This is a genomic window from Cytobacillus eiseniae, from assembly GCF_017874625.1.
Classification (GTDB): Bacteria; Bacillota; Bacilli; order Bacillales; family Cytobacillaceae; genus Cytobacillus; species Cytobacillus eiseniae.
In genome coordinates this window covers 1-5756 of sequence record NZ_JAGIKZ010000048.1, presented here as the reverse complement: position 1 = coordinate 5756, position 5756 = coordinate 1, and the positions used below count along the sequence as shown (strand labels likewise).

The following is a 5756-nucleotide window of genomic DNA, read 5'->3' as shown; positions in this document are numbered from 1 at the left end:
TGCACATTATGAAAAATACACTCATCAACCAGCATGTAAGACAGCTGTAATATACCTCGTTGTTAATTTATGGAACCTTTATGCAAGTCTAGTGGTGGAATCTGAGTTATAATTGCAAATCCTCAATTTTAATAGCGGAATCTAAGATATAATTGCGAATCCTCAATTTTAATAGCGGAATCTGAGATATAAATGCGAATCCTCAATTTTAATAGCGGAATCTGAGATATAATTGCGAAACCACGATTTTATTTGCGAACCCAAGTTATAATGCAAAACCCACAGATTTATTTACATCCCACTCTATTCCAAATTGTTTTTGACTGCACACTTCACCTATACTATAATTAGAATGTTATGGATATGTAAATAAATGCACAATGTAATGTATTTTATATAGATGGCCAGGGGATAATCAACCTGAGGCTTATTGGAAAATAGAGGTGATATGCTGTGTTTGATCGTCTTCAATCGGTTGAGGACCGCTACGAAAGATTAAATGAGCTTTTGAGTGATCCGGAAATTGTTAATGATCCGAAGAAATTACGTGAATATTCAAAGGAACAATCAGGTATACAAGAAACGGTTGATGTGTACCGTGAATATAAAGAGGTGCGCACACAGCTTCAAGATGCGAAGGCAATGCTTGAGGAAAAATTGGATGCTGACATGCGTGAAATGGTGAAGGAAGAACTTCATGAGCTTGAGGAACAAGTAGAAGAGCTTGAAGCTCGTTTGAAAATTCTTTTAATCCCGAAAGATCCGAATGATGATAAAAACGTTATTATGGAAATCCGTGGAGCAGCTGGTGGGGATGAAGCAGCCCTTTTTGCTGGAGACCTTTACCGGATGTACAGCCGTTTTGCTGAGATGCAAGGCTGGAAAACAGAAGTAATTGACGCGAATACGACAGGTGTTGGCGGCTATAAAGAGATTATCTTTATGATTAACGGGAATGGCGCGTTTTCGAAGTTAAAGTTTGAAAATGGGGCGCATCGTGTGCAACGTGTTCCTGAAACAGAATCAGGCGGCCGGATTCATACATCCACAGCGACTGTTGCTGTTTTGCCTGAAGCCGAAGAAGTAGAAATTGAAATTCATGATAAGGACGTTCGTGTCGACACGTTTGCATCTAGCGGACCAGGCGGGCAAAGCGTAAATACAACGATGTCAGCTGTTCGTCTCACTCACTTGCCAACGGGAACGGTTGTCTCTTGTCAGGATGAAAAATCACAAATAAAGAACAAAGAAAAGGCAATGAAAGTATTGCGTGCTCGTGTATATGATAAATTCCAACGGGAAGCACAAGCAGAATATGACCAAGTGCGTAAATCAGCTGTTGGAACAGGTGACCGTTCTGAACGAATTCGTACGTACAACTTCCCGCAAAATCGTGTGACCGATCACCGTATCGGCTTAACGATCCAAAAGCTTGACCAAATTCTTCATGGGAAAATTGATGAAGTCATTGACGCATTAATCCTTGAAGAACAATCTGCGAAGCTTGATAGTGCTTCAAATGAGTAATTCTACAATGAAAGTATATGAAGCCCTCAACTGGGCTTCTTCTTTTTTAAAAGAGAAGAATCGTGACGAAAATGCGGGAGAACTATTATTACGGCATTATCTGAAGCAAAGTCGGTCAAATTTTTTAGCGAGCATACGTGATGAGCTCGGTGCAGCCGTTTTTGCAGATTTCGAGAAGGCGATCCACTTGCATGCGGATGGAATGCCTGTCCAATATATTATCGGTTATGAGGATTTTTATGGACGCAGCTTTCAAGTAAACGAAAACGTCCTCATCCCCCGGCCAGAAACGGAAGAATTAATTTACCATACATTAGAGCGGATTAATAAACACTTCAGCACCCGTAAAGCAATTGAAGTAGCAGATATCGGAACAGGGAGCGGAGCCATCGCAATCACACTTAAGCTTGAAAAAGCAGAATTAGTCGTGACAGCTACAGATATCTACGCACCAACCATAGCTTTAGCAGAGGAAAATGCAAGAATACTTGGTGCGGATATTCAATTTGTGCAAGGGGACCTACTGCAGCCGTTCATTGCCAGTGGAAAATGCTTTGATGTCGTCCTTTCGAATCCGCCCTATATTCCAGTAGGGGACAAGGAATGGATGTCAGAAATTGTATTGGAACATGAGCCCCATCGTGCCCTCTTTGCAGGGGTGGATGGACTTGATCTATACAAAAGACTAGCAGAAGAACTTCCTTCAATAGTAAAAGAAGAAGCAATCATCGGTCTTGAAGTAGGAGTTGGCCAAAGCGAGGCAGTAGCTGCGTTACTCAAACAGGCATTTCCTCATGCAAAAATAGAAATCATTCATGATATAAATGGCAAAGACCGAATGGTATTTGCTGAAATATCAAAGCAAAGGAACGGTTCTACTAGTTGAAGTACCCGACTTGTGCGGAGGAAAGTCCTGTAGAGAAGGGATCTCTGCAGGGCTTTTTTTAGTAATTTGGGTGCAAAGTAGAAAAATTGAATGCAAAGGTATCCACTGCGTTTTTAATTCGCAATTTTAGTTATTGAGGAAAATAAATGAGTTTACTAATCAACTAACTAATGAGCAAACGCAAAATAAGCGGAAATTTTCCGGTTAAATGCAGAAAGAAGCTCTTTTTAGAGGAAATAGGCGGAATTTTTCCGCTTATTCAATGAAAAATCCTCCATTTTTGAATTTTTTCATTCAATAGGCGGAGTTTCTCCGCTTATTTAAGACTTTTTTATTAATAATTACGAAATAAGCGGAGTTTTTCCGTCTATTTCTCCGCTTGGGTGCTCAACCTACCCTCTCTATTAGATATCTAGTATTTTTTACATGTTTTATAGTGATGAATAGCTATTGCCTAGTAGTTAAAATATAATCTAAATCTGAAGCTATTTTTTAAATATTACTAGTTTAAGATTCTGTCATTTTGTCCACAATGTGTTAGTGAAGGGGCGTGGCAGAAATGAGAACAAAAATAACGGTGAATTTTTATATAATGATCCTATGCTTAGGAACAATTGTAAGTTTATATATACCAAAAAATGAAGTAATGGCTGATGAGCCGCTGGTGATTCCGAGTGAGGCCATTCGGCTGCGAATTCTAGCAAATAGTGATCAGGAATCAGACCAGGCAATTAAGAGACTTGTAAGAGATGAAGTCAATAAGGAAATTACAGAATGGGTAGCAGAATTAACATCCATTGAAGAAGCACGCAGTCTCATTCGTTCCCGACTGCCAGAGATTCAAAAAATCGCTGAAGCAGTCGTGGAAAGAGAACAACCTGGACAATCGGTTCAAACAGATTTTGGTAAAGTAGATTTCCCTACAAAGCTCTATGGGCAATTCCTCTATCCTGCTGGTGAATATGAGGCTATCTTAATTACACTCGGAGAAGGAACAGGAGCTAACTGGTGGTGTGTGTTATTTCCTCCATTATGTTTTCTTGATTTTTCAAATGGAGTCGCTGTAAGTGATGGATTTGAAGAAGAGGAGAAAGTGCTACAAGAAGATTCTGATGAAGTAGCAGCAGAACTACTAGAGACAAATAAAACAGAATCGGGAGAACCTCCGATGTATGTGGAAGAAGAGGAAGAACCAGTGAAGGTGAAGTTTTTTATTAAAGAGCTTTGGAATAAACTATTTAGTTAAGGTTCTTGCAGATGCAAGGCCTTTTTTCTTCATTTCGTTCTACTTTCTCTATTTTTTCATATTCATAGTAGTAGAATATGAAAAATGGGGTGGGTCTAATGGAAGCAATCATTCGCCGTGCAAATATAGAGGATATAAAGAGATTAGAAGAATTCTTGGAGGAAGCAAAGCTGAGTAAGGATGGCGTTGAGTCATGTGTTGAATACTTTTTAATAATGGAAAATCAAATGGGGGATATTAAAGCAACGCTTGGAATTGAACCACTCGGTGAAATAGGTTTGCTCCGTTCACTTGCGATTCGCCAAGGAGTAGACGAAATCGAAAAAAGTCTTTTCATGCTTATTGAACAAATTTTAATTTTAGCAAAGGACAAGCAGTTGCAAGCTTTATATTTGGCTTCCAATAAAAAGAATTCAAGTGACTTTTTTCGGTTGATGGGTTTTATTGAAGAGGAAATAGAAAACTTGCCAAAAGTGCTTTGTCAGTCTGATCATGTTAAACATATTTTAACTGTGGATAACTCCTTCTTTTTGAAATTATCTATCTAAATTGTGGGTATCTCCCTAAAGTTATTCACAAAAATAGCCAAACTGTCCACAATTTGTGGATAATACTTGAGTTATCCGCTATCTTCTTTTATACTTTCAAAGGAAAACAACAGAAAAGTCACGAGAATAAAGGAATTTCAACTATTTATAAGCGTGATTATTGAAGGTGAAATATAATGAATACAAAAAGATGGACAGTGGATAAATATGTGGATGGGGCAGATAGTTATCCACATATTTCACAGGCTGCAGATCTATTAAAAGAAAATGAAGTGGTCGCTTTCCCAACAGAAACGGTGTACGGATTAGGTGGAAATGCCTTAAATGACGAAGCTGTTGCGAAAATTTTTGCTGCAAAAGGGCGCCCGAGTGATAATCCACTAATTATCCACATTGCTGACATGAACCAGTTGGAAGAGTTTGTGGAAGAGATCCCTGAGAAAGCAGAACAATTAATGGAGAAGCTTTGGCCAGGGCCGTTAACCCTTATTTTTAAAAAGAAAGAGGGCATACTCTCGCATATGGCAACACCTGAATTATCCACAGTTGCCGTTCGGATGCCTGATCATCCGGTTGCGCTTGCACTTATAAAGGAAGCAGGGTTGCCGATTGCCGCTCCTAGTGCGAATCGTTCGGGAAAGCCAAGCCCAACGACAGCTGCGCATGTGTGGGATGATCTAAACGGACGAATTGCTGGGATTGTGGACGGTGGACCTACAGGTGTTGGAGTCGAATCAACGGTTGTCGATTGTACGGAGGAGACACCCGTTATATTAAGGCCAGGCGGAGTCACAAAAGAGCAGCTAGAAGCAATCATTGGTGACGTGCGTATGGATCCAGGGCTGCAAGAGGCTGGGCAGGCACCGAAATCCCCTGGGATGAAATACCGTCACTATGCACCAGATGCTCCCCTGTTTTTAGTGGATGGCCCGAAGGAATTTATCCAGAAGCTTGTGGATGAAAAAAGAGCAGAAGGACAATCAGTTGCGGTCTTATCAACAGAGGAAACGAAAGACTTTTATCAAGCAGATTATGTCGTTGCATGTGGAAAGCGCCTAAATTTAGAAACAGTTGCCAGTTCCTTATATGATGCATTAAGGCAATTTAATCACATGGAAGTTGATGTAATCTATGGTGAAATGTTTCCAAACGAAGGTGTCGGACATGCCATTATGAATCGCCTGATGAAGGCGGCTGGACATCGAGTCATTACTAGCGAATAGTTTTATTTTAAAAGCAGGTAGAGGAAAGTGAATTAAATTTTCCTACCTGCTTTTTTGTGCTCTTTGAGCAAGGAAACCAACATGTAGTGCATGATGGCGGAGTGTCTTCAATAAGGTGTATAGAACCCCGAACGACCGGAAAATCCAACGAAAGAGTCTTTAATAAGGCGTATAGAACCCCAAACGACGGAAAAATCCAACGAAAGAGTCTTCAATAAGGTGTATAGAACCCCGAACGACGGAAAAATCCAGCGAAAGAGTCTTCAATAAGGCGTATAGAACCCCGAACGACCGGAAAATCCAGCGAAAGAGTCTTCAATAAGGTG

The 5756-nt window shown here is 40.1% G+C and carries 5 protein-coding genes; all 5 read left to right on the top strand.

Going from position 1 to position 5756, the window contains the following annotated elements:
- The first annotated feature begins 453 nt into the window (after positions 1–453).
- The 5 genes from prfA (at position 454) to J2Z40_RS19510 (ending at position 5430) form a co-directional block, all read left to right on the top strand.
- On the top strand, positions 454–1527 hold the full coding sequence (prfA, locus tag J2Z40_RS19530; protein WP_066398287.1) for a peptide chain release factor 1: 1074 nt from the start codon (positions 454–456) through the stop codon (positions 1525–1527).
- Between the two features lie 7 nt (positions 1528–1534).
- Positions 1535–2413 carry a peptide chain release factor N(5)-glutamine methyltransferase gene (gene prmC, locus J2Z40_RS19525; protein ID WP_066398285.1) on the top strand — a complete coding sequence of 293 codons (879 nt, stop codon included), beginning with the start codon at positions 1535–1537 and terminating at the stop codon, positions 2411–2413.
- 559 nt (positions 2414–2972) lie between these two features.
- A complete protein-coding gene (gene spoIIR, locus J2Z40_RS19520) occupies positions 2973–3659 on the top strand; it encodes a stage II sporulation protein R (protein WP_066398283.1) in 687 nt (228 codons plus the stop codon).
- Between the two features lie 98 nt (positions 3660–3757).
- Positions 3758–4207, top strand: a complete 450-nt coding sequence (locus tag J2Z40_RS19515) for a GNAT family N-acetyltransferase (RefSeq protein ID WP_066398281.1) — start codon at positions 3758–3760, stop codon at positions 4205–4207.
- Positions 4208–4383: 176 nt separating this feature from the next.
- Positions 4384–5430 carry an L-threonylcarbamoyladenylate synthase gene (locus tag J2Z40_RS19510; RefSeq protein ID WP_066398279.1) on the top strand — a complete coding sequence of 349 codons (1047 nt, stop codon included), beginning with the start codon at positions 4384–4386 and terminating at the stop codon, positions 5428–5430.
- Positions 5431–5756 lie beyond the last annotated feature (326 nt).

Excerpts from the sequence above, each read along its gene's own strand:
- spoIIR (WP_066398283.1), top strand. The coding sequence starts at position 2,973 with ATGAGAACAAAAATAACGGTGAATTTTTATATAATGATCCTATGCTTA.
- prmC (WP_066398285.1), top strand. The coding sequence starts at position 1,535 with ATGAAAGTATATGAAGCCCTCAACTGGGCTTCTTCTTTTTTAAAAGAG.
- J2Z40_RS19510 (WP_066398279.1), top strand. The coding sequence starts at position 4,384 with ATGAATACAAAAAGATGGACAGTGGATAAATATGTGGATGGGGCAGAT.
- J2Z40_RS19515 (WP_066398281.1), top strand. The coding sequence starts at position 3,758 with ATGGAAGCAATCATTCGCCGTGCAAATATAGAGGATATAAAGAGATTA.